Here is a 20,840-nt window from a genome sequence, read left to right as displayed (position 1 = left end):
CTAGCGTCGGTCACGACAACGAGGACGAGGTGAGACGCATGACCCGTGACGACGTGATGACCATCGACTGCCGCACCTGCCCGGTGCGCGAGCTGCACTGCGACGACTGCATGGTGCCCGTGCTCCTGAGCATCACCGGCACGCGCACCGACGGCGCCCTCGACGCCGAGGAGCGGGCCGTGGTGACCCGCCTCGTCCGCGCGGGCCTCGTCGACGCCGAGACCGCCGCCACCGTGCGGGCCACGGTCGAGCCCGGCGCCGGGCACGGGAGCCGCGCCGTCGGCTGAGCCGCGCTCCGTACGATGACGCGGTGCCCGCCCACCGCTCGACCCGCCCGCTGACGGCGGCGGTCGCCGGGCTCGTGCTGCTCGCCGGCTGCAGCGGGGGTGACGCGCCGCAACCCCCGGTCGCGTCGCCGACCACGGCGGCCCCGACCGGCTCTCCCGGGATCGACACGGCCTCCACGACCGCCGCCGCCCTCGACGAGCTCCTCGCGCGCCGCGACGCCGCCGTCCTCGACGGCGACCGGGACGCGTTCCGCGCCACCGTCGCCGACCCCAGTGGCGCGGACGGTCGCGCCCAGCTCGCCGCGTTCGACGCCGCTCGAGCGCTGCGGCCGGAGCGCCTCGCCCACGACGTCGTCGCGCCCGTCGACGACCCCTCCGCCGTCGACGTCGGCGTCCGCTACCGCCTCGCGGGCCTCGACCGGGGCGACCGGACGGCCCGCACCCGCTACGACCTCGTCCGGGACGGGGACCGATGGCTCGTCGCGTCCGAGTCACCGGTCGCCGACGTCCAGGCGCCTCCGTGGACGGCGATGCCGGGCCTAACCGTCCGCCGCACGGCGCACGCCGTCGTCGCCGGCACCCTGACGTCGACCGACCTCGACGCCGCCGGCCGGACCGTGGACGACGCGCTGCCAGGTCTCACCGAGCGGTGGTCACGCACCCCGGGCCGCGTGCTCGTCCTCGCCCCGGCCACCGTGGCCGAGGGCGAGGCGCTCCTCGGTGCCCCCGCGGACGGTGGGGTGGGGGCGAGCACCGACGGCCCGACGGGTGACGACGGCCGGGCCACGGGTGACCGCGTCGTGCTCGACCCGGCGGCGCACGCGCGCCTGACCCGCACCGGGCGCGCCGTCGTCCTCACGCACGAGCTCGCGCACGTCGCCGTCCGCGCCACGCTGCCGGGCGCTCTGCCCACGTGGCTCTCGGAGGGCTACGCCGACCACGTCGGGTACGCCGGGGCGAACGTGCCCGTCGCGGACCTGCTCGCGCCGCTGACCACCGCCGTCCGGGCCGGCGCCGCACCCCGGGACCTCCCGGACGCCGCGGCCTTCGCCGACAGCGGCGGGTCGCTCGAGGTCACCTACCTCGCCGCGTGGCAGGCCGTCGAGCTCCTCGCCGACCGGGGCGGCGAGAAGGGCCTTGATCGGCTGCTCCGGGTCTGCGCCTCCCGCGACGGCGAGCAGGCCGCCGAACGTGCCTGCGACGCAGCCCTGCCCGAGGTGACGGGGCTGGACCGTCAGGCCCTCACGCGGCAGTGGCGGCAGCGCCTGGACGACCTCGCGCGCTGAGCTCGTCCGGGTCGTCGGCGTCGGACGGCGGGTCGTCGGCCCCGGACGGCACGACCACCGACGCCAGCACGAGCGCCGCCACCAGCCAGAACTGGTTGTAGAACGCCTGCTTGTTCACGAGGTTCGCGACGGCGAGCACGAGCGCGGCCCACCGCAGCACCTCGCCGACCGCGGGCCGGCGCCGCCACACGGCCCACATCGCGCCGCCGACCGCGGCGAGCATCGCGAGCCCGGTGACGGCGAAGGGGAGCGTCACCCCGTGGACGTTGAGGAAGTACAGGTACCAGGTGTTGGCGAACCGGATCGGGTGGAAGGTGAGCAGGGTCGTCACGGTGTCGTCGACGAACGCCGCCGGGTCGGCGAGGAGCCACGGCAGGACGAGGACGCCGGCGAGACCGCCGGTGGCGAGGGTGCGCCGCCACCCGAACGGCTGCCACACGAGGAGCACCGGGGCGACGAGCGCGAGGTGCTGCTTGCTCGCGCAGGCCAGCGCGAGGGGCACGACGGCCCACCAGGCGTGCCCACGGCGCACGAGCGCGGCCCACCAGACGAGGAGGGCGGCGAGCACGGGCTCGGTCCAGGCCTGGTCGACCTGGGTGATGGTGCCCGGCGCGACGACGAGCACCGCGGCCGCGGCGGCCGCCCGGACCCGGCCCGAGGACATCCCGCCGGCGAGGTACCAGAGCCCGGCCAGCAGCACGAGGGTCCACAGGAGGAGCATCCAGCGCACGTCGCCGGCGAGCCAGCGCCCCGGCGCGGTGAGGACCATCATCCAGGGCAGGTACGTGAAGTGGTCCTGCACACCGGGGGAGCCGGTCCACTGCGCCGTGTAGACGTTGCCGAGGCGCGCCGAGACGTCGGCGCCCTGCTGGAGGATCACCCAGACGTCGATCTTCGGGGCGCGGTCGCCGAGCACCGCGACGGTGGCGAGCACGGTGTGGGTCAGGGCGGCCCCGCCGAGCACCGCCGTCGGACCCCACGGCGCGCGGACGAGGAGCAGGCCGGCGAGCACCACCCCTCCCACCGCGACGACGACGAGGGCCGCCGTCAGCCACCCTCCGCGCAGGTACGAGAAGAGGGGGACGGTGAGGGTGAGCACGACCGAGCCGAGGACGAGCACCGGTGCGAGCCAGCGGGGCAGGGGCACGTCGACCCGCCGGACGAGCCACCACGCGAGCAGCGCCGTGCCGGCCGTGAGGACGAGCAGGATGGGCACCCGGAAGCGCACGACGCTCCACTGCGCGACCCCGAACCAGGCCAGCCACGTGACCGCGAGGACGACGGCCGGCACCACCGTCCGCACCCCGGGGGGCCGGCGGACGGCCGCAGGCTCAGCCACCGTAGAGCGCGTCGACCTCGTCGCCGAAGTCGCGCATCACCACGTTGCGCTTGAGCTTGAGCGACGGCGTGAGGTGGCCCGACTCCTCGGTGAAGTCGGCGTCGAGGACGACGAACTTGCGGATCGACTCCGCCTTGGAGACAGCCGTGTTCGCGTCGTCGACGGCCCGCTGGATCTCGGCCTGGATGCGCGGGTCGTCCTTCGCCTTCGAGAACGGCAGGTCGTCGAGCCCGTGGTTCGCGGCCCAGCCCGGGTACATCTCCTCGTCGAGCGTCACGAGCGCGGCGATGAACGGCTTGCCGTCGCCGACGACGATGCACTGGCTGACGAGCGGGTGCGCCCGGAGGCGGTCCTCGAGGACGGCGGGTGCGACGTTCTTGCCGCCGGCCGTCACGAGGATCTCCTTCTTGCGGCCGGTGATCCGCAGATAGCCCTTCTCGTCGAGCTCGCCGATGTCGCCGGTGTGGAACCAGCCGTCGCGCACCGACTCCCGCGTCGCGTCGTCGTTGCCGCGGTAGGTGCGGAAGACGTTGACGCCCTTGATGCAGATCTCACCGTCGTCGGCGATCTTCAGGTCGACGCCCGGCAGCGGCGGGCCGACCGTGCCGATGCGCATCGCGTCGGGGAGGTTGACGCACGCCGGGGCGGTGGTCTCGGTCAGGCCGTAGCCCTCGAGGATGGAGACGCCGATGCCGCGGAAGAAGTGCCCCAGCCGCGTCCCGAGCGGCGCGCCACCCGAGACGGCGTACTGCACCCGGCCACCCATCGCGTCGCGCAGCTTGCCGTAGACGAGCTTGTCGAAGACGGCGTGCTTGACGCGCAGCCCGAGCGGGACCGACCCGGCGTCGAGCGCCTCGGACCAGGCGATGGCGGTGGCGGCCGCGCCGGCGAAGATCTTGCCCTTGCCGCCGGCCTCCGCCTTGGCCTCGGCGCTGTTGTAGACCTTCTCGAACACCCGCGGCACGGCGAGGATGAACGTCGGCCGGAAGGACGCGAAGTCGTCCATCAGCGTCTTGAGGTCCGACGAGTGGCCCATCCGCACACCGGCGGTCACCGCGAGCACCTCGATGAAGCGCGCAAAGACGTGGGCGAGCGGCAGGAAGAGCAGGGTCGAGGCACCGTCGGCCTTGACGACCGCGGCGATCTGCTCGGCGGTGTTCTCGGCGAGGGTGAGGAAGTTCCCGTGCGTCAGCTCGACACCCTTGGGGCGACCGGTCGTGCCCGAGGTGTAGATGACGGTGGCGAGCGAGTCGCGGTCCATCCCGGCGCGGCGGTCGGTCAGCTCGTGGTCCTCGACGTCCGCCCCGTCGCGGCTCAGCGTGTCGACGTCGCCGTGGTCGAGGACCCAGACGTGCGCGAGGCCGGGCAGGCGCCCGCGGACCCGCTCGATCGCCGCGAGGTGGGACTCGGACTCGACGAGCACGCCGACCGCGCCGGAGTCGCCGAGGATCCACTCGACCTGGTCGGGGGAGGAGGTCTCGTAGATCGGCACGGGCACCGCGCCGGCCGCCCAGAGGGCGAAGTCCGCGAGGGTCCACTCGTATCGGGTGCGGCTCATGATCCCCACGACGTCGCCGACCCCGATGCCGGCGGCGAGGAACCCCTTGGCGAGCGCCGCGACCTCCGCGGCGAACGTCGCGCTCGTGACGTCGGTCCATCCCGCGCCGGAGCGGACCGAGAACGCCACCCGCCCGGGCCGGTCCGCGGCCAGACGGGCCGGGAGGTCTCCCAGCGTGCCCTCGTTCGTCGCGGGCAGGACGAGGGGCGTGGAGGTCTCGTGCACCGTCGGACTCCTTCGGTCTCGGGTGGGGAAGCCCCCCAACTCTAGGCCCCGGCCTACGGGTAGCCTGCGGTGCCATGGCCGACCGCACCCGTTCCTCCACCGAGATCGCCGCCTCCCCGGGCGAGGTGCTCGACGTCATCGCGGCGTTCGAGGACTACCCCGAGTGGGCCGAGCAGGTCAAGGCGTGCTCGGTCCTCACCGAGGACGGCGACGGCTGGGCCGACCAGGTCGAGTTCACCCTCGACGCGGGCGCCATCAAGGACCAGTACGTGCTCGAGTACGACTGGGCCGTCGCGGAGGACGGCACCGGCGTCATCTCCTGGCACCTCGTGCGGGCCTCGCTGCTCAAGGGCCTCACGGGCAGCTACACCCTCGAGGCGGTCGGCGTCGGCACCCGGGTGACCTACGACCTCGAGGTCGACCTCACCATCCCGATGATCGGGATGCTCAAGCGCAAGGCCGAGAAGCTCATCATCGACGCTGCGCTCAGCGAGCTGAAGAAGCGCGTCGAGGGCTGAGCGCCACGATGACCGCGCAGCGCTGGCACGAGGACGTCGGGAGCGTCGCCGAGGAGGCCGGGCGCCTCCTCGAGAGCCTGCGCCGTGCCGGTCGCGACTCCCCGACGGACGCCGGAGCCACCGGAGCGACGGGGGCGGGGGACGCCGGACCGGACGACACCCGCACCGACCCCCCTGCGGCGGAGGCGTTCTCGTGCGACGACCCCGTCTGCCAGTGGTGCCCCGTGTGCCGCGCCTCGGCCTTCGTGCGCCAGCTGAGCCCGGAGACGCTCGGGACGCTCGCCGAGCTCGCGGGCTTCGCGGCCGCCGTCCTCGGCGACCTCGCCTCCGCCCGCGGGCGGACCCACGACGAGCAGCAGGGAGGCGACCGTGGCTGAGGGACCCCTCGCGGTCGGTGTCGACATCGGCGGCACGAAGGTGGCGGCCGGCCTTGTCGACGGCACCGGGGCCGTGCTGCGCCGCACCCGCCGCGACACCCCGCACCGCTCGACGAGCCCGCGGGTCGTCGAGGACACCATCGTCTCCGCCGTCGAGGAGCTGCTCGGCGCCGGGACCGAGGAGGTCGTGGCCGTCGGGATCGGCGCCGCGGGCTTCGTCGCGGCCGACCGCGCGACCGTCGTCTTCGCCCCGCACCTCTCGTGGCGCAACGAGCCGCTGCGCGCGGCCCTCGGTGAGCGCCTCGCGATGCCGATCTTCGTCGACAACGACGCCAACGCCTCGGTGTGGGCCGAGCACCGCTTCGGCGCCGGACGCGGCGAGAGCCACCTCGTGATGGTCAACCTCGGCACCGGCATCGGTGGCGGCATCGTCCTGGACGGCCGGGTCGTGCGCGGTCGCTTCGGCATCGCGGGGGAGTTCGGGCACATGCAGGTCGTGCCGGACGGCATCCGCTGCGAGTGCGGCAACCGCGGGTGCTGGGAGCAGTACGCCTCCGGCAACGCCCTCGTCCGCGAGGCGCGGGCCCTGATGTCGGCCGGCAGCCCGGTCGTCTCGGACCTGTTCGAGCGCGTGGGCGGCGACCCGAGCGAGCTGACCGGGCCGCTCGTCACCGAGGCCGCGCGCGACGGCGACGCGCTGGCCCGTGAGCTGCTCGGCGAGATCGGTCGCTGGCTCGGGGTCGGGATGGCCGACCTCGCGGCGGCGCTCGACCCGGGCACCTTCGTCATCGGCGGCGGCGTGAGCGCGGCCGGCGAGCTCCTGCTCGGACCGGCGCGCGAGGCCTTCCGGCGCCAGCTGACCGGCCGCGGCTACCGCCCGGAGGCGACGATCGTCGCCGCGCAGCTCGGCAACGAGGCCGGTCTCGTCGGGGCCGCGGACCTCGCGCGGGTCGGTGCGGCAGACCTGGCGTGGGCCGACGCGGCCGACCACGCCTCCGGCGCGGCGGCCGCCGACGCACCGGCCGCCGGCTGACCGGACGCCGTGCCGGTCGAGCGGTTCCGGGTCGCGACGTACAACACGCGCGACTTCCTCGACGACCACCGGCTCGCCGCCCGGCTCGTGCGTGCGGTCGACCCCGACGTGCTCTGCCTCCAGGAGGTGCCCCGGCGCCTGCTCGCGCCGTGGCGGCTGCGACGCTTCGCCGACGTCTGCGGGATGCGCTGGAGCGGCCGGCAGCGGGGCAGCGGGGGGACGACCGTCCTCACCGCCCCGCACGTCGAGCTGCTGGACGCCGCCCACCACCGGCTGCCGGTGCGCTGGCCCGACCGCACCCGGGGCTGGGCGCGGGCGACCGTCCGCCTGCCCGGAGGGCACGAGGTGACGGCCGTGTCGCTGCACCTGTCCCTGCGGGCGGCCGAGCGGGTGCGCCACGTCGAGGCGGTCCTCGCCGCGCTCGACGGGGTCGAGCCGCTCGTCGTCGCCGGCGACCTCAACGAGGACGAGGACGGAGAGGCGTTCCGTCGGGTCGCGCAGCCGGACCGGCTCGGCGTCGCGGGCCCGCACGTCCCGACCTTCCCGGCGCGGTCACCGCGCAGCCGGCTCGACGTCCTCTTCGCGTCGCCCGGCCTGCGGGTCCTGCCGTTCCGCGAGGTCGCGGTGCCGGACACGGTGTGGGCGCGGGCGAGCGACCACCGCCCGGCCTGGGTCGACCTCGAGGTCGGCTGAGCCCTCGCGTCAGACGCGGGCGCCGTCGTCGCTGTCGTCGCGGTGGCGGGGTTGGCGCAGGACGAGCAGCGCGAAGCCGGCGAGCGAGAGCACGAGCCCGGCGACGAACCAGCGGGTGCTGTGGAACGGGCGGGCCAGCGCGACGTACAGCAGGCAGAGCGGCCCGGCGACGAGGCCGACGACCGCACCCCAGAAGTGCAGGTCCTCCTGCGGGGGCAGCTCGACGGCGGGCGGATCGTAGTGCTCGTCGTCGTCCGACGCGTCCTCCTCGGCGGCGGCCGCGGCCGGTTCGGGCGTCGGCTCGGCGGCGCGCCACGCCGAGGCGGGGACGACGACGTCGACCGGCGGGTTGACCCACGGCGAGCGGCCGGCGGGCGGGGCCGGCGTCGACGCGGCGGGCTCGTCCGGGTCGTCCAGCGGGGGAGCGGACTCCCGGGCCGTGGGGGTCTCGTCGACCTCGGGGTCGTCGGCCGAGGGGAGGGCCCCGTCCCACGCCGCCACGATGGACGCGAAGCGCTCGTCGACGTCGCGCTCGTCCATCTCGCCTGGCCGCTCGTTCACGGTCACTCCTGGGGGTCCGGGGCAGGGCATGATCTTCGCACGGCCTGCTGTGCGAGCGAAGGGGTCGCCCGTCGTCCGTGACGGGGGGAGCAACACCGCGGGGGTGCACTAGGCTTCCCGGCACAGACGCGGAAGGGTGGATCGGTGTTCTACTGGGTGCTGAAGACGGTCGTCCTGGGGCCGATCCTCCGCCTCCTGTTCCGGCCCTGGGTCGAGGGCGAGGAGAACATCCCCGAGGAGGGGGCCGCGATCTTCGCGAGCAACCACCTCTCCTTCAGCGACTCGATCTTCCTGCCGCTCGTCGTGCCGCGCCGGATGACCTTCCTCGCCAAGGCCGACTACTTCACCGGCGTCGGCCTCAAGGGCCGGCTCACCGCCGCGTTCTTCAAGGGAGTCGGCCAGCTGCCGATCGACCGCTCCGGCGGCCGCGCGAGCGAGGCCGCGCTCACCTCCGGCCTGCGCGTCCTGCACCGCGGCGAGCTCCTCGGCCTCTATCCCGAGGGCACCCGCAGCCCCGACGGTCGCCTGTACAAGGGCCGCACCGGCGTCGCCCGGATGGCCCTCGAGGCCGGTGTGCCCGTCATCCCCGTCGCGATGATCGACACCGACAAGGCGCAGCCCACGGGCACGAAGGTGCCGAAGCTCGTGCGCATCGGCGTCCGGATCGGCGAGCCCCTCGACTTCTCGCGCTACGAGGGGATGGAGGGCGACCGCTTCGTCCTGCGCTCCGTCACGGACGAGATCATGTACGCGCTGATGGAGCTCTCGGGGCAGGAGTACGTCGACATGTACGCGACGGCGATGAAGGACCGCATCGCCCGCGAGAAGAAGAACAAGGCCAAGGAGGCCGCCGAGGCCGCCACCCCCGGGCGCGCCGCGAGCGAGCTCGAGGCCGCGCTCGACGCCGAAGGGCTGGAGGGCGACGCCGGTCCGGAGCGTCGCGCGAGCTGAGGCGCACGTGGGAGTCCTCGGACCGCGCTCACCCCGCACCGGCCGCCGCGAGCCGGTCGTCGTCGAGGCCTTCCTGCGCGGGCTCGACGTCTTCCGACCGCTCGGCACCGCCTACGCGGCCTTCCTCGCGTGGACCCGCCGCGACGACATGGTCCGGCCGTGGGTCGCCGTCCTCGTCCTCGGTGTCATGGCCGCGTGGTCGCTCGGGCTGCTGCTCTACCGGCGGCGCAGCCGGGTCGTCGTCGGGGTCGAGGTCGTCATCGCCGTCCTCGCCATCCTCGCGACGCCGCTCGCGGACGGGATGGACGCCGTCAGCGCGGGCCAGTACACGCTGCCGACCGTGTGGGCGGCCGGGTCGGTCTCCGGGAGCGCGGTCGTCGCCGGGGCCCGCGGCGGCCTGCTCGCCGCGCTCGTCATCGCTGCGGCCGACCTCGTCGAGATCGCGGGCCGCCCGACGCAGGCGACCGTGCACAACATCGTCATCCTCGTCCTGCTCGGTGGGCTCATCGGCCTCGCGGTCGACCTCGCCCGCTCCGGCCTGGCCCGTGCCGAGCAGGTGCTGCTCGAGCGCGAACGGCTGCGCGAGCGCGAGCGCATCGCCCGGGTCGTCCACGACGGCGTGCTGCAGTCCCTCGCGTGGATCCACCGCCGGGGCGTCGAGCTCGGGGGCCCGGCGCAGGAGCTCGCCGACCTCGCCGCCGACCAGGAGCGGGCGCTGCGCCGCTTCGTCTCCGGGGCGGGCGCCCCGGGCGACGAGCCCGTCGACCTGCACGGCGTCGAGGGCGCCGAGGTCGACCTGCGCCTGCTCGTCACCGCCCACGAGCGCCCCGGGGTCGGCGTGGCCGTGCCCGGCGACCCGCTGCTCGTCGACCCCCAGGTGGCGCGCGAGCTCGACGCCGCGCTGACGGCCGTCCTCGACAACGTCGAGCGGCACGCCGGCCCGGGGGCCCGGGCCTGGGTGCTCCTCGAGGGCGACGCGACCGGCGTCGAGCTGACCGTCCGCGACGACGGCGCGGGCGCCGAGCTCGCCGAGCTCGTGTCCGCCTCCTCGCGCGGACGGCTCGGGGTCTCGTCGTCCATCCGTGGCCGGGTCGAGGACCTCGGCGGAACCGCCACGTGGACCACGCGCCCCGGGGCAGGATGCACCGTGCACCTCACCGTCCCGCGCCGAGCCCAGGAGCTGCCGTGACCGACGCCCCGCCGACCGGGACGGACGCGGCCCCTCGCGTGCTCGTCGCCGATGACCACCCGCTCTGGCTCTCCGCGCTCGAGCGCGACCTCGTCGCCCGCGGCGTGCAGGTCGTCGGCACCGCGGCGGACGGCCCGTCGGCCGTGCGCCGCACGCGCGCGACGACCCCGGACGTGCTCGTCCTCGACCTCAACCTGCCGGGGATGCGCGGCGACGAGGTGTGCCGGGCCCTCGGCGACCTGCCGACGCGCGTCCTCATCCTCTCCGCGAGCGGCGAGCAGCAGGACGTGCTCGCGGCGATCAAGGCCGGCGCCACCGGCTACCTCGTGAAGTCGGCCTCGCCCGGCGAGATCCTCGACGCCGTGCTCGCGACGGCCCGCGGCGAGGCGGTCTTCACGCCGGGCCTCGCCGGGCTCGTCCTCGGCGAGTTCCGCCGCCTCGGGGCCGAGGAGGAGCCGGCGGAGTCCGCGCCCGAGCGGCCCATCCCGCAGCTGACCGCCCGCGAGACCGAGATCCTGCGCCTCGTCGCGACGGGGATGACGAGCAAGGAGATCGCCGCGCAGCTCGTGCTGTCGCACCGCACCGTCCAGAACCACGTGCAGAACACCCTCGGCAAGCTGCACCTGCACAACCGCGTCGAGCTCGTCCGGTTCGCGCTCGCCCACGGCCTCGAGGACGACGAGCCCGCCTCGCCCTGACGCGTGGCCGGCCATCCGGCATCCGGGCCCCGTGTCCCGGATGCCGGACGCGCACCTACCATTGACGCTCGTGAGCACGACCACCTCCTCCACGCCCCTCCAGCGGCTCGCCGCCGGTGCCGACCTCCCGGCTGCGCAGCAGCCGACCTGGCCCGACCGCGCCGCCCTCGACGAGGCCGTCGGGACGCTCGCGACCTATCCGCCGCTCGTGTTCGCGGGGGAGTGCGACGTCCTCAAGGCCCGGATGGGCGCCGTCTCGCGCGGCGAGGCGTTCGTCCTCCAGGGCGGCGACTGCGCCGAGACCTTCACCTCGGCGACGGCCGACAACATCCGCGACCGCGTCAAGACGATCCTCCAGATGGCCGCCGTCCTCACCTACGGCGCGTCGGTGCCGGTCGTCAAGGTCGGGCGGATGGCCGGGCAGTACGCCAAGCCGCGCTCGAGCGACGAGGAGACCCGCGAGGGTGTGACCCTGCCGGCCTACCGCGGCGACATGGTCAACGACTACGAGTTCACCGCCGAGTCGCGCCGTCCGGACCCGATGCGCCTGGTCCGCGGGTACCACGCGAGCAGCGCGACCCTCAACCTCGTGCGCGCCTTCACGACCGGCGGCTTCGCCGACCTGCGCCACGTCCACGACTGGAACAAGGGCTTCGTCGCCAACGCGGCCAACGCCCGCTACGAGCGCCTGGCCAAGGACATCGACAAGGCGATGCGCTTCATGTCCGCGTGCGGCGCCGACTTCGACGCGATGCGCACGACCGAGTTCTTCTCCGCGCACGAGGCGCTGCTGCTCGACTACGAGCGGCCGATGACCCGCGTCGACTCGCGCACCGGCGATCTCTACGACACCTCGGGCCACTTCATCTGGGTCGGGGAGCGCACCCGCGACCTCGGCGGCGCGCACATCGACTTCGTCTCGAAGGTCCGCAACCCGGTGGGCGTCAAGGTGTCCGCCGGCGCCGACGTCGACGACCTGCTCCGGATGATCGACGTCATCGACCCGCAGCGTGAGCCCGGCCGGCTGACCTTCATCACCCGGATGGGCGCCGGCCGCATCCGTGAGGCGCTGCCGTCCATCGTCGAGAAGGTCACCGCGTCCGGGGCGCAGGTCTCGTGGGTCTGCGACCCGATGCACGGCAACACCTTCTCGTCGGCGTCCGGGTTCAAGACCCGCGACTTCGACGACGTCGTCGACGAGGTGCGCGGCTTCTTCGAGGTGCACCAGGGCCTCGGGACGCACCCGGGCGGCATCCACGTCGAGCTGACCGGCAACGACGTCACCGAGTGCATCGGCGGGTCGGAGAAGATCCTCGACGCCGACCTCGGGACCCGGTACGAGTCGGTCTGCGACCCGCGCCTCAACCACCAGCAGAGCCTCGAGCTGGCGTTCCTCGTCGCCGAGATGCTCTCGCAGGACTGACCCCGAGAGGTGGCCGCCATCCGCGCCGACCTGCTGTCCGACACCCTGACCCGACCGACCCCCGCGATGCGCGAGGCGATGGCCCGCGCCGACGTCGGTGACGACGTCTTCGGCGAGGACCCCACGGTCCGCGCCCTCGAGGAGCAGGTCGCCGGCCTGCTCGGCCACGAGGCCGGGCTCTTCACCCCCACCGGGTCGATGGCCAACCAGCTCGGGCTGCGGCTGCACGTCGCACCGGGTCGCGAGCTCGTCGCCGACCAGCAGGCGCACGTCGTGCGCGCCGAGCTGGGTGCGGCAGCGGTGTTCTCGGGCATCACGAGCCGTACCTGGGCGAGCGAGCGCGGCCTGCTCGACCCGGCCGGGCCGATGTCGCTCGTGACGACCGGGGTCGGTCCCTACCAGGTCGAGACCTCGCTCGTCGTCGTCGAGAACACCCACAACTTCGGGGGCGGCACCGTCCAGCCGATCGGGGCGATCCGCGAGGTCCGTTCCGCGACAACGGCTCTCGGCGTGGCGATGCACCTCGACGGCGCGCGGCTCTGGAACGCCCACGTGGCGTCCGGGGTGGCGCTGGCCGACTACGGCCGCGAGTTCGACACCGTGTCGGTGTGCCTCTCCAAGGGTCTCGGTGCGCCCGTCGGTTCGGTGCTCGTCGGGTCCGCCGACGCGATGGCCGAGGCGCGCATCTGGCGCAAGCGCTACGGGGGCGGGATGCGCCAGGTGGGCATCCTCGCGGCGGCCGGCCTGCACGCGCTCGGGCACCACGTCGAGCGGCTCGCCGACGACCACGCCCGGGCGCGCCGCTTCGCCGACGCCTGTGCCGAGGCGGTGCCCGGCGTCATCGACCCCGCCACCGTCGAGACCAACATCGTCGTCCTCGACGTCGGGGCGGCCGGGCTCACGTCGGCCGCGTTCGTCGAGGCGCTGCTCGCGCACGGCGTGCGGACCTACGCCGTCGGCCCGCGGGCCGTCCGCCTGGTCTGGCACCTCGACGTCGACGACGCCGGCACCGACGCGGCCATCGCCGCGGCGCGCGAGGTGCTCACCGCGGCCTGACGCCCGGCGGGGCGACCCGCGGCTCACACCTCGTGGTGCAGGGCCTCGACGGGCGGGTCGTCCGCGGCGCTGGCTCCCCGCCGGCGCCGGCGGGCGAGCATCCCGCGCAGCTCGACGAGGTACATCGAGGCCACGACGAGGCCGCCGCCGAGCAGCAGCCGGGGCGTCGCCGACTCGCCGCCGAGCAGCACCGCGAAGAACGCCGCGAACACCGGCTCCATCGCCATGACGATGGCCGCCCGCGTCGCCGTGAGGTGTGCCTGCGCCCAGGTCTGCGCCCAGAGGGCCGCCGCGCCGGCGACGAGGGCCATGTAGAGCACCGACGCCCACTGGCCACCCCCGCTCGGCAGGGTCAGGCCGCCCGGGACCGCGCCCACCGCGCAGACGAGGGCGATGACCGCGGCCTGGACGGTCGCCAGCCCGACGGCCGCCGACGGCGTCGACCACCGGCCGAGGACGATGATGTGCCCGGCGTAGAGCACGGCCGACGCGAGCGTGACGCCCTCGCCGTACCCGACCGACAGCCCGCGCAGCGACAGAACCGCGAGCCCGACGGTCGTCAGGGCCACGGCGCCCCACGTGACGGCGTCGACGCGGTCGCGCAGGAGCAGGGCGCCGAGCACGGGCGTGAGGACGACGTAGGTGCCGGTGACGAACCCCGACACCGACGCGTCGGTGTGCGCGAGCCCGACGGTCTGGAGCACCTGGGCCAGGCCGTAGAGCACGCCGAGGGCGACCCCGAGGCGCAGGTCGGCCCGGGACAGGGCGAGCGTCTGGCGGCGGAAGACCGCGAACATCACGACGGCCGCGATCGCGAAGCGCACGGCGAGGAAGTCCGACGGCGGGACGGTCTCGACGAGGTCGCGGATGAGGAAGAACGTCGAGCCCCAGACGGCCGTGACGAAGAGCAGGAGCAGCGTCGCCGCGCGGGCGAGCCGGGGGGAGGCGGTCACCGTCGTCAGACGATGGTCACCGTGACGGTCGAGCCCTTGGGGGCCTTGCCGTTCTCGGGGTCCTGGAAGCGGACGGTGCCGAAGATGCCGCCGAGGGCGCGCTCGACCTTCACCTGGAAGCCGGCGCCCTCGAGGATGCGGCGGGCCTCCGGCAGCTGCTTGCCGATGACGTTCGGGACGTCGACGAGCACCGGCCCCTTGGAGACGACGAGCGTCACCTCGTCGCCGCGGAAGAGGGTGCCGTCGCGCGGTGACTGGCTGACGACGCCGCCCTTGGCGACGGTGTCGCTGTTCTCCTGGCGCGAGGCGTCGACGGAGAGGCCGAGGTCCTCGAGCGTCTTCTGTGCCTGCCCCGCGTCCTTGCCGGTGAGGTCGGGCACGGAGATCGGCTGGCGGCCCTTCGAGACGACGAGGGCGACGCTCGCGTCGCGCTTGAGCTGCGTCCCGGCCTTCGGCGTGGACGAGACGACCTGGCCGTCGGGCACCTTCTCGGAGAAGGCCTCCGTCACCTTGCCGAGCGCGAGCGTGTTGGACTCGAGCTGGCGGCGGGCCTCGGCGAGCGAGGACCCGGCGAGGTCGGGCACGGCGTAGCGCTCCTTGCCCTTGGAGACGGTGAGGACGACGTCGCTGCCGCGGCGGACGGTCGAGCCGACCCCGGGGCGTATCTCCATGACGGTGCCGCTCGCGACGTCCTCCGAGAACGCCTGCTGCACGGTGGGGTCGAGCTCGGCGGCCCGCACGGCGGCGACGGCCTGCTCCTGCGGGCGGTCGACGACGGAGGGCACGGTGGCGGTCGCCCCGGGCCCGAGGAAGAAGAACCACGCGGTCGCGGCGGCGAGGAGCACCGAGGCCGCGGCGGCCGGCCACCAGTTGCGCGGCCGGCGGTGGCGGTCGGCCACGACGACACCCTCGAGCGGGCGCGACCCGACGTCGATGGCGGTCGTGCGCGCGGCGTCGGAGGCGGGGGCGAGCGCGGTGCGGTCGCGCACGGGGAGCGCGGCGGTCGCGGTCGGCACGCTCGCCGCGGCGGCCGCCGCGACCCCGGCCGGACGGGCGTCGAGGTCGCCCGCGGTGAGGCCGGAGCGCGTGCGACGCAGCAGCGCGAGCAGCTCGGCGGCGTCGGCGGGACGCTCGTCGGGGTCGCGCGCGGTCGCCTCGGCGACGAGCTCGTCGAGCGAGGCGGGCATCCCGGGGACGCGCTCGGACGGGGCGGGGACGCCGCCGTGCACGTGCTGGTAGGCGACGTGGATGGGGGTCTCGCCGGTGAAGGCCTTGGTGCCGGTCAGCATCTCGAAGAGGACGAGCCCGGCGGCGTAGACGTCGGAGCGGGCGTCGGCGACCCCGCGCTCGACCTGCTCGGGGGAGAGGTAGGCGACCGTGCCGAGCAGGACGCCCGACGAGCTCGTCATCGTCTGGCTCGAGACGGCCCGCGCCAGCCCGAAGTCGGCGACCTTGACGGTGCCGTTGTCGTTGATGATGACGTTCTCGGGCTTGACGTCACGGTGGATCAGGCCCTTGCCGTGCGCCTCGGCGAGCGCCATGAGGACCGGCTCGAGGAGGTCGAGCGCGGCCCGGGGCGAAAGGGCTCCCTCCTCGCGCAGGACGTCGCGGAGGGTCTGGCCCGGTACGTACTCCATCGCGAGGAAGGCGTGGCCGTCGTCCTGGCCCTGGTCGAAGACCGCGACGACGTTGGGGTGCGAGAGCGAGGCGGCCGAGCGGGCCTCGCGCCGGAAGCGGCTGACGAAGGCCTCGTCGTGGACGAGGTGGGGGCGCATCACCTTGAGCGCGACCTCGCGCTCGAGGCGCTCGTCGAGGGCGAGGTAGACGGTGGCCATCCCGCCGTCGGCGAGGCGCGACAGCACGCGGTAGCGGCCGTCGAGGGTGCGCCCGATCAGCGCGTCGCCGGTGGATGACACCGTTGGAGTGTACGTAGTCACGCCCTCGCCCCCGTCCCGCGCCCGGCCGGTCACATGGTCGCGCGCAGGCGCTTGATCGAGCGCACGTAGGCCTTCGTGTCGCTGTACATCCCGTGCCGCTGCACCGACGCCAGCCCCTGGTAGTAGCCGGCGATGGCCTGGTCGGTGCCCGACGCGGCGCGGCCGAGGGCGCGGAGCATCACGACGCCCGCCGTGATGTTGTCGCGCGTGTCGAGCAGGTCCAGCCTGCGCCCGACGAGCGAGGAGGCCCAGTCACCGCCCGAGGGGATGACCTGCATGACGCCGACGGCGTTGGCGGGGGAGACGGCGCGCTGGTTCCAGCCGGACTCGTGGTAGCCGACGGCCATCGCGAGGCGGGGGTCGACGCCGTGCCGGCGAGCGGTCTCGGCGATGATCCGCTTGGTCTCCGTGCGGCTCGGCACCGACCGCCGTGCGAGGACGTCGTGGTTGCGGCGGGCGGCCGCGACGACGCCGGAGGGGTAGCGGACGCCGTTGAACGTGTCGGACACCGCGTGCGCGGCGGTCGTCGGCACCCGCAGGCGCTGGCCGACCTGCAGCAGCGAGCGCGACGAGATGCCACTGGCCCGGGCGAGGTCGGCGACCGTCGTGTCGTAGCGGGCCGCGATGCCGCCGAGGGTGTCGCCCGAGCGCACGACGTAGGTGCGGGAGGCCGGCTTGGAGGAGCGGGAGGCGGCCTTGGACGAGGACGAGCCGGTCTTGCCGCCGCGGACGACGATGCGGTCGCCGGGGTGGATGAGGCTGCCGGCGGAGCGGTGGTTGGCCTTGAGGAGGCCGGCGAGCGAGACGCGGTAGCGGGCGGCGATGCCGCTCATCGTGTCGCCGGAGCGCACGACGTGGACCGCGCTGCTCGAGCCGCCGGAGGATCGCGAGGAGCCGGTGGACGGGCTGCCGGAGGTGCGGGGGACCGACAGGCGGTCGCCGGCGTGGATCATCCCGGGGTTGCGGATGCCGTTGTGCGAGGCGAGGACCCGCACGCTCGTGCGGTAGCGCTGCGCGATGCCGTCGAGCGTCTCGCCGTCCCGGACGGTGTGCGTCGTCCAGCCGTGCGGCGCGACCCGGACGGGTGCGACGACGGCGTGCAGCGTGGCGGCGGGGGCGGCGGGCGGAGGTGCGGCGGTGACCATGCGGAGGGGTCCTTCGTCGGGGGTGCCCGGGCGCGCGCGGGCGCTCCGGCTGTGGTATCTGGGACTCAAGGTACCGGAGTTACGCCTGATGTGCGTGGTGTCCGCGTGACGACGGCCGGTGGGGTGGCCGCGGGGCGGTTCGGCTGTGGCACGCTGGCCACCGTGAGCGAGACCCCCAGCACCCCCGGCAGCGCCCCCGACCTCGACGCCCTCGTCCCGGTGTGGCTGACCGTCCCGGACCTCGTCGAGCGCCTCGGCCGCCGGCTCTCCGACGTCCGCACCCTCCTCGAGGAGCGCGAGCTCATCGCGGTGCGCCGCGGCGAGCGCAACGTCGTGTCGGTGCCGGCGGGCTTCGTCGACGACGACGGGCCCCTGCCGGCGCTGCGCGGGACGTTCACCGTGCTCGCCGACGGCGGGATGGACGACGCCGAGATCATCCGCTGGCTGCACACCCCGGACGAGACGCTGCCGGTGCCCGGCACGCCGCTCGACGCCATCCGCGCCGGCTTCAAGACCGAGGTCCGCCGGCGGGCGATGGAGGAGGCCTTCTAGGCCCTCGCGTCAGGCGCGGCGGGCGGTCGCGGTCGCGACGAGCTCGAGCAGCACCTCGCGGGCCTGCGGGTCCAGCGTGGGCGCGGCGTTCAGGGCGGCCCGGGCGGACTCCGCCAGCCGCCCGATCTCGTCCTCGAGGACGCCGACGGCGCCCGAGCCGGTGATGAGGCCGCGCAGCTCGTCGACGTCGCCGACCGCGAGGTCCGGACGGCCCACGAGCTGCTCCACGCGTGCCCGACCCGAGGCGTCGCTGCCCGCGAGCGCGTGCGCGAGGAGGACGGTGCGCTTGCCCTCGCGCAGGTCATCGCCGGCGGGCTTGCCGGTCTCGCCGGGGTCGCCGAAGACGCCGAGCAGGTCGTCGCGCAGCTGGAACGCGCGACCGACGTCGAGGCCGTAGCGCGAGAGCGCGTCGAGCCCGGCGGCGTCCATCCCGCCGACCGTCGCGCCGATGAGCAGCGGGTGTTCGACGGTGTACTTGGCGCTCTTGTAGCGGATGACCCGGCCGGCGCGGGCGACCCGCTCGTCGTCGGGGAGGCCGGCCCAGGGGCGCACCGACTCGACGACGTCGAGGAACTGGCCGGCCATCAGCTGGGTGCGCATCCGGTCGAAGACGGGGCGGCCGCGGGCGACGTCGGTGTCGGGCAGCCCGCACGTCGCGTACAGCTCGTCGGTCCACGTGAGGCAGAGGTTGCCGGCGAGCACGGCGCCCGCGAGGCCGAAGCGGGCGTCGTCGCCGGACCAGCCGCGGTCGGCGTGCCGGGTCGCGAGCGCGCGGTGGGCGGCGGGCATCCCACGGCGGGTGTCGGAGTCGTCCATGACGTCGTCGTGGATGAGCGCCGCGGCCTGGAACAGCTCCATCGCGGCGGCGAGGCGCACGAGGGACTCGGAGTCGGGGAGCCCGGCGGCGCGCCCGCCCCAGTAGAGGAAGGCGGCGCGCAGGCGCTTGCCGCCGCGCAGGAGGTCGCCGATGGCCAGCAGCAGGTCCTCGACGTCCGGGCCGAGCTCGGCGAGGACGCGAGCCTGGGCGGCCAGCTCGTCGTCGAGGACGCGCTGGACCCGTCCGCGCAGGTCGGCGGTGTCGAGCACGCTGGTCACGCGGTGGCTCCTCGGCGGGGTGGTGGCGGGCCGGTGGCGGCCGGATGGTGGCGCCCCGAGCCTACGGTGTCGGGCCTCGCGTACCCTCGCCGCCATGGCCCACTTCGGCGGGGGCGGCCGCCCCGAGCACCTCGTCGCGTCGATCCCGGCGCGCCTGCGGGATGCCCGTCCGGCCGTCAGCTTCGAGTTCTTCCCCCCGAAGGACGACGCCGCGGAGGTGCTGCTCTGGGACGCGATCCGCCGCCTCGAGCGGGTCCGGCCGGCGTTCGTGTCGGTCACCTACGGCGCCGGAGGCACGAGCCAGGACCGCACCGTCCGGGTCACGGGCCGGATCGCCGACGAGACCTCGCTCACCCCGCTCGCGCACCTCACGTGCGTCGACCAGTCGGTCGCCGACCTGCGCCGGGTCGTCGGCCAGTACGCAGCCTCCGGCGTCCGCAACGTCCTCGCGCTGCGCGGCGACCCGCCGGGCGACGTCCGCGGCACCTGGCACAGCCACCCGGACGGCCTCGACCACGCCGAGGACCTCGTCCGCCTCGTCCGCGGGCTCGGCGACTTCACGCTGGGCGTCGCGGCCTTCCCCGACGTCCACCCGGACAGTCCCGACCTCGACCACGACGTCGAGGTGCTCGTCCGCAAGGCCGACGCCGGCGCCGAGTTCGCCATCACCCAGATGGTCTTCGACCCCGCCACGTGGCTGCGGCTGCGCGACCGCGTGGCCGCCCGCCGCGACCTGCCGGTGACGCCCGGGCTCATGCCGGTGACCAGCTACCGGCAGATCCAGCGGATGAGCGAGCTCATGGGCACGCCCCTGCCGCCCGGCGTCGTCGAGCGCCTCGAGGTCGTGAAGGACGACCCCGCCGCGGTGCGCGCGGCCGGTGTCGAGATCGCCGTCGAGATCGGTCGCCGCCTGCTCGACGAGGGCGCCCCGGGCCTGCACTTCATCACGATGAACCGCTCGACGGCCACGCTCGAGGTGCACGAGGCCCTCGGCCTCTGACGTCCCTGCCGCGCGTCCCCGACGGCCGAGGAAGCCAGGGGAGTGGCAGGACCGGCTTCCGTCCTTGGCCCGTGCGCTTCCGATCGCGGACGTCGGCCGGAGTGCGTCACCGCGCCCCAGTGGGCTGTAGCTCGGATTCTTGCTCTCATGGCTCTAAGCCCCAACTTCCGCGTCGTCACGGTGATGACGCGGAAACCGTCCGGTGACGCGGTTGTATCCGCGTCCCGCGCCAGCTTCCGCGCCGTCACCGTGACGCCACGGACGTTGCGCGATGACCCTGCAGTTGCCGCACCCCTGCGCACCATCCCCGGCGGTCGGGGAAACCGGGGTGGTGGCACCGGTGTCGCCGGTTGCCGGCGCCGGCTGAGCTCTTGCCGCTCATGCCGCTGGTGGTGCGTCACACCGCCGCCAGCGGTGCCACCTGCGACGCCTTCCGCGAGGCGGGGCCGGCCCACGGTCGCTGGACGATCCCGCGGTGCATCACCGGTTCGGGGAACTGTCGGAAGGCGCTGGGACACTCGACGGGTGGCCAGGGAACCGCGCATCGAGCCGTCCGGTGACGTCGTCGACCGTGTCGCGTCCACGGCTCTGTCGCTCCCCGAGGCGTACGAGGAGGACGCCTGGACGGGCGTGAGGTGGCGGGTGCGGACCAGGACCTTCGCCCACGTCCTGGTCTCCCAGGAGGGTTATGCGTCGGCATACCGGGACGTGACCGGGGTGGCCGCAGCCACTACGGTCCTGACCTTCCGGTCAACTGGGGAAGAGCTGCAGGCACTGACACACGTGGGCCTGCCCTTCTACCGACCGTCATGGTCGCCCACGGTCGTCGGCATGGTGCTCGACGACGAGACCGACTGGCAGGAGGTCGCCGAGCTGGTGACCGAGAGCTACCGGTTCTGCGCACCCCGGAAGCTCGGGCGGTGGCTGGACGGATGACGCCCGGCCATCACTCGGCGCCGAGTAC

At 74.6% G+C, this 20,840-nt stretch carries 21 protein-coding genes; 14 read left to right on the top strand and 7 right to left on the bottom strand.

Annotation, left to right across the window (positions count from 1 at the left end):
* The first annotated feature begins 38 nt into the window (after positions 1-38).
* Complete coding sequence (locus KMZ30_RS04090; protein ID WP_226901683.1) at positions 39-287, top strand: hypothetical protein; 249 nt, start codon at positions 39-41, stop codon at positions 285-287.
* 23 nt (positions 288-310) lie between these two features.
* Positions 311-1,573, top strand: a complete 1,263-nt coding sequence (locus KMZ30_RS04085) for a gluzincin family metallopeptidase (protein ID WP_215511477.1) — start codon at positions 311-313, stop codon at positions 1,571-1,573.
* Here KMZ30_RS04085 and KMZ30_RS04080 read toward each other — a convergent pair.
* Together KMZ30_RS04080 and KMZ30_RS04075 are read right to left on the bottom strand one after the other, a co-directional pair.
* Positions 1,530-2,912, bottom strand: a complete 1,383-nt coding sequence (locus KMZ30_RS04080) for a hypothetical protein (RefSeq protein ID WP_215511478.1) — start codon at positions 2,910-2,912, stop codon at positions 1,530-1,532. The genes KMZ30_RS04085 and KMZ30_RS04080 overlap by 44 nt on opposite strands.
* The gene (locus tag KMZ30_RS04075; protein WP_215511479.1) at positions 2,905-4,695 is read right to left on the bottom strand and encodes an AMP-dependent synthetase/ligase; all 1,791 of its coding nucleotides are present in this window, start codon (positions 4,693-4,695) and stop codon (positions 2,905-2,907) included. Before KMZ30_RS04075 ends, KMZ30_RS04080 begins: the two co-directional genes overlap by 8 nt.
* A gap of 74 nt (positions 4,696-4,769) precedes the next feature.
* Between KMZ30_RS04075 and KMZ30_RS04070 the strand changes: the two genes are divergently transcribed.
* From KMZ30_RS04070 to KMZ30_RS04055, 4 genes are read left to right on the top strand one after another with little or no spacing between them, the layout of a single operon-like run.
* On the top strand, positions 4,770-5,213 hold the full coding sequence (locus KMZ30_RS04070; RefSeq protein WP_215511480.1) for an SRPBCC family protein: 444 nt from the start codon (positions 4,770-4,772) through the stop codon (positions 5,211-5,213).
* Between the two features lie 8 nt (positions 5,214-5,221).
* Positions 5,222-5,590, top strand: coding sequence for a hypothetical protein (locus tag KMZ30_RS04065; protein ID WP_215511481.1), 369 nt, complete (start codon positions 5,222-5,224; stop codon positions 5,588-5,590).
* Entirely contained in the window at positions 5,583-6,623 is a 1,041-nt protein-coding gene (locus KMZ30_RS04060) for an ROK family glucokinase (protein WP_215511482.1), read from the top strand. Before KMZ30_RS04065 ends, KMZ30_RS04060 begins: the two co-directional genes overlap by 8 nt.
* Positions 6,624-6,632: 9 nt before the next feature.
* Positions 6,633-7,316 carry an endonuclease/exonuclease/phosphatase family protein gene (locus tag KMZ30_RS04055; RefSeq protein WP_215511483.1) on the top strand — a complete coding sequence of 228 codons (684 nt, stop codon included), beginning with the start codon at positions 6,633-6,635 and terminating at the stop codon, positions 7,314-7,316.
* Between the two features lie 9 nt (positions 7,317-7,325).
* Here the strand turns inward: KMZ30_RS04055 and KMZ30_RS04050 are convergent, their stop codons facing one another.
* On the bottom strand, positions 7,326-7,877 hold the full coding sequence (locus KMZ30_RS04050; RefSeq protein ID WP_215511484.1) for a hypothetical protein: 552 nt from the start codon (positions 7,875-7,877) through the stop codon (positions 7,326-7,328).
* A 144-nt stretch (positions 7,878-8,021) separates the two neighbouring features.
* Between KMZ30_RS04050 and KMZ30_RS04045 the strand changes: the two genes are divergently transcribed.
* The 5 genes from KMZ30_RS04045 to KMZ30_RS04025 all read left to right on the top strand — a co-directional run bounded on the left by KMZ30_RS04045 (position 8,022) and on the right by KMZ30_RS04025 (position 13,194).
* On the top strand, positions 8,022-8,828 hold the full coding sequence (locus KMZ30_RS04045; RefSeq protein WP_215511485.1) for a lysophospholipid acyltransferase family protein: 807 nt from the start codon (positions 8,022-8,024) through the stop codon (positions 8,826-8,828).
* A gap of 7 nt (positions 8,829-8,835) precedes the next feature.
* The gene (gene macS / locus KMZ30_RS04040) at positions 8,836-10,017 is read left to right on the top strand and encodes a MacS family sensor histidine kinase (protein WP_215511486.1); all 1,182 of its coding nucleotides are present in this window, start codon (positions 8,836-8,838) and stop codon (positions 10,015-10,017) included.
* Positions 10,014-10,715: a response regulator gene (locus tag KMZ30_RS04035; RefSeq protein ID WP_308279546.1), complete on the top strand. Its 702-nt coding sequence runs from the start codon at positions 10,014-10,016 to the stop codon at positions 10,713-10,715. The genes macS and KMZ30_RS04035 overlap by 4 nt, the downstream gene beginning before the upstream one ends.
* A 70-nt stretch (positions 10,716-10,785) precedes the next feature.
* Positions 10,786-12,138: a class II 3-deoxy-7-phosphoheptulonate synthase gene (locus KMZ30_RS04030; protein ID WP_372447500.1), complete on the top strand. Its 1,353-nt coding sequence runs from the start codon at positions 10,786-10,788 to the stop codon at positions 12,136-12,138.
* Positions 12,139-12,147: 9 nt separating this feature from the next.
* Positions 12,148-13,194 (top strand): threonine aldolase family protein, encoded by a 1,047-nt coding sequence (locus KMZ30_RS04025; protein ID WP_215511489.1) that lies wholly within the window; start codon positions 12,148-12,150, stop codon positions 13,192-13,194.
* A 23-nt stretch (positions 13,195-13,217) separates the two neighbouring features.
* Here KMZ30_RS04025 and KMZ30_RS04020 read toward each other — a convergent pair whose 3' ends face one another.
* The 3 genes from KMZ30_RS04020 to KMZ30_RS04010 are packed head-to-tail and all read right to left on the bottom strand — an operon-like array spanning position 13,218 to position 17,229.
* Entirely contained in the window at positions 13,218-14,147 is a 930-nt protein-coding gene (locus KMZ30_RS04020; protein ID WP_215511490.1) for a DMT family transporter, read from the bottom strand.
* Positions 14,148-14,152: 5 nt separating this feature from the next.
* The gene (pknB, locus tag KMZ30_RS04015) at positions 14,153-16,063 is read right to left on the bottom strand and encodes a Stk1 family PASTA domain-containing Ser/Thr kinase (protein WP_308279547.1); all 1,911 of its coding nucleotides are present in this window, start codon (positions 16,061-16,063) and stop codon (positions 14,153-14,155) included.
* Between the two features lie 50 nt (positions 16,064-16,113).
* Positions 16,114-17,229: a LysM peptidoglycan-binding domain-containing protein gene (locus KMZ30_RS04010; protein ID WP_215511491.1), complete on the bottom strand. Its 1,116-nt coding sequence runs from the start codon at positions 17,227-17,229 to the stop codon at positions 16,114-16,116.
* A gap of 162 nt (positions 17,230-17,391) precedes the next feature.
* Between KMZ30_RS04010 and KMZ30_RS04005 the strand changes: the two genes are divergently transcribed.
* Positions 17,392-17,781, top strand: a complete 390-nt coding sequence (locus KMZ30_RS04005; protein WP_308279548.1) for an Rv2175c family DNA-binding protein — start codon at positions 17,392-17,394, stop codon at positions 17,779-17,781.
* 9 nt (positions 17,782-17,790) lie between these two features.
* Here KMZ30_RS04005 and KMZ30_RS04000 read toward each other — a convergent pair whose 3' ends face one another.
* Positions 17,791-18,876, bottom strand: coding sequence for a polyprenyl synthetase family protein (locus KMZ30_RS04000; protein ID WP_308279549.1), 1,086 nt, complete (start codon positions 18,874-18,876; stop codon positions 17,791-17,793).
* 94 nt (positions 18,877-18,970) lie between these two features.
* On the opposite strand from KMZ30_RS04000, the gene KMZ30_RS03995 reads away from it, so the two are divergent.
* A complete protein-coding gene (locus tag KMZ30_RS03995; RefSeq protein WP_215511493.1) occupies positions 18,971-19,876 on the top strand; it encodes a methylenetetrahydrofolate reductase in 906 nt (301 codons plus the stop codon).
* 525 nt (positions 19,877-20,401) lie between these two features.
* Positions 20,402-20,812, top strand: coding sequence for an MmcQ/YjbR family DNA-binding protein (locus KMZ30_RS22240; RefSeq protein WP_215511494.1), 411 nt, complete (start codon positions 20,402-20,404; stop codon positions 20,810-20,812).
* Positions 20,813-20,840: the final 28 nt, after the last annotated feature.

The sequence above is a fragment of the Phycicoccus mangrovi genome (genome assembly GCF_018729305.1).
In the GTDB taxonomy this organism is placed as follows: domain Bacteria; phylum Actinomycetota; class Actinomycetes; order Actinomycetales; family Dermatophilaceae; genus Phycicoccus; species Phycicoccus jejuensis.
This window is presented reverse-complemented; position numbering and strand designations above follow the sequence as displayed.